At 54.7% G+C, this 2,234-nt stretch carries 2 protein-coding genes and 1 rRNA gene; 1 reads left to right on the top strand and 2 read right to left on the bottom strand.

What is annotated here, in order from left to right:
• Positions 1–137: 137 nt before the first annotated feature.
• A complete protein-coding gene (locus AC0QHF_RS00825; protein WP_324702287.1) occupies positions 138–1,031 on the bottom strand; it encodes an AEC family transporter in 894 nt (297 codons plus the stop codon).
• A 127-nt stretch (positions 1,032–1,158) separates the two neighbouring features.
• Positions 1,159–1,818 (bottom strand): SanA/YdcF family protein, encoded by a 660-nt coding sequence (locus AC0QHF_RS00820; RefSeq protein WP_324702288.1) that lies wholly within the window; start codon positions 1,816–1,818, stop codon positions 1,159–1,161.
• Positions 1,819–2,133: 315 nt separating this feature from the next.
• On the opposite strand from AC0QHF_RS00820, the gene rrf reads away from it, so the two are divergent.
• Positions 2,134–2,234, top strand: a 5S ribosomal RNA gene (gene rrf / locus AC0QHF_RS00815); the annotation flags it as partial.

The raw sequence follows: 2,234 nt of genomic DNA, 5'->3' as shown, positions 1-2,234 counted from the left end.
GCTTGGGAATCAATTCCCGAGGGCGCAAGCCTTGCGCCCCTACCAGCTCAAATCATCTAAAGATGATTGGGGAGGTTTAGGAGGGGATAACCGGATTTGATATAACTTCTCTATCGGGGAGAATCTAAAATCTAAAATTACAAATTCCCCACCCCCCACAACACCAAAGGCAGGGTTAAAAAAGATAGCAGGGTGGATACCACCACCACCCGCACCGTCCGCACGCGATCGCCCCCAAATTCGCTCACCATCAGAAATGCCGAGATCGCCGTCGGCATGGCACTTTGAATGATTAAGACTTGCAAATCCAAGTCCCCGAGTCCCAACAGCAAGCCGACGCCGTAAGCGACAGCCGCACCCCCCAACAGACGCAGCAGACTCGCCCCGATTTCATAAACGTTGAGTTCAAACCGGCTGTCGGAAATTTCAATTCCCAACAATAATAGGGCGATCGGAATCGTCGCCTGGGCGAGTAAATTCAACCCGGCATCCACGCTATCGGGAAGTCCGACATCGAACCCGTACAGCAGCAAACCGAGGACGATCGCCCAAAATAGCGGCAATTTGAGGGTAAACTTGAGGGCGGACAGGAAACCGCCGCCTTTGATCAAAGCCGGGGCGGTGGTCAAAACGACCAAATTCCAGGCGATCAGGTAAACGATCGCCCGTTCGAGCCCCTCCTCCCCCAACGCGAATAAAATCACGGACAATCCCATATTGCCGACGTTGGGTAAGGCGGTGGTGGCGATCAGACTTTTTCGAGTCGGGGACGGGAAATTGAGCGATCGCGCGATCGCCCAGGCGAGGACGCACAGCAGCACATACGTCAGCAAAAACCCCGCCCCGATCCCCGCCATATTCGCCGGACTCAGAGTCGTCCGATACAGCTTGTCAATAATCAGAACCGGAAACAGGACATACAGGGACAGGCGGGATAGAGTCGGGCGATCGAGTGTCAGGGTTTTCCCCGTCACGAAGCCGATCAAAACGATACACCCGACGGGAATGACGGCAGAAAATAGAGCGATCATAATTGGGTGTACGGTGGTGACTCAAAAGGGCGAATGCCATTCGCCCCTACAATTTAAACCACATCTCGGGAGTCGGGAGTCGAACAACATGAATTAATAATTGCAAATTATTAATTATCAATTATCCCTAAGACATTCCCTCGAACGGCCCCAGAAACGTCGGTTTGGGGCGGAGGATGTGGACTTCCACCACCGCCTTCACCACCGCCAGCAGTTCCCGCCGGACGTAGAATCGCATCGAGTCGTCCCGGAATTTGCCCCAGTCGGGGGTCCCGAAACCGATCGCGTCGATGCCCAACCGCTTGCAGGTGTAAACCGCCCGGGGCAGGTGGTATTGTTGGGTGATGAGCACGGCCCTTTCAACTCCAAAGATCTCCCGGGCCCGATAGCAGCTTTCGTAGGTGCTGAATCCCGCATAGTCGAGGCGGATGACTTCGGCGGGGACTCCCTGGGCGATCGCGTATTGCTGCATGGCGACCACTTCGTTATATTCGGGGGTGGCGTTATCTCCGGTCATCAAAATTTTCTGCACCCGCCCCATTTGGTAGAGGTCGATTGCCCCCTGGATGCGATCGGCCAACATCGGCGTCGGACTCCCGTCCTCCCAAACTCCCGCCCCGAATACGACCGCCACCGGTTCTTCGGGTACTTCAGTTATTTCGGTGTAGCGGCGACTCTGGGTCGCGAAATTGATATATAAGTTCAGGGCAAAGGGTGTGAGAATTGCTGCCAACATCGAGAGCACAATCCCCAAACGCCAATGCAGTATCAACCATTTGGGCAACATAAATCGGAGCTGACCGTAGCAGTGCATTATTGTACCCCAAAACCGGGGTGCGGGGGGCGGTGAGTTGTCCCCCGATCCCGTCTTCGAGATCGCCCTCCCCACACCCGGACGGCGATCGCTCCTCGCGGGCAATCCGTCCGGGATGCGGAGTTCTCGAAATTCCCGAAACGGCTGTCCTGCAGGGGTTTGACGGATTTGCAAAAAAAAATTCAAAAAAGGGTTGACATTCCCAGAAACAGGCACTACTATTATTAATTGTGCGAGAGAGGAACGCGACACCGCGCTCTCGAACCCAGAGAAAGATTTTAAAGCTTTCCTGGTGCCTATGGCTCAGTGGAACCACACCGATCCATCTCGAACTCGGATGTGAAACGCTGAAACGGCGAAGATACTTGGCGGGTAGCCGCCTGGGAAAA

It is taken from the genome of Lyngbya sp. CCY1209, assembly GCF_055795065.1.
Note: the sequence above shows the minus strand (reverse complement) of the source record. Positions and strands in the feature narration are given on the sequence as shown.

Excerpts from the sequence above, each read along its gene's own strand:
- AC0QHF_RS00825 (WP_324702287.1), bottom strand. The coding sequence starts at position 1,031 with ATGATCGCTCTATTTTCTGCCGTCATTCCCGTCGGGTGTATCGTTTTG.
- AC0QHF_RS00820 (WP_324702288.1), bottom strand. The coding sequence starts at position 1,818 with ATGTTGCCCAAATGGTTGATACTGCATTGGCGTTTGGGGATTGTGCTC.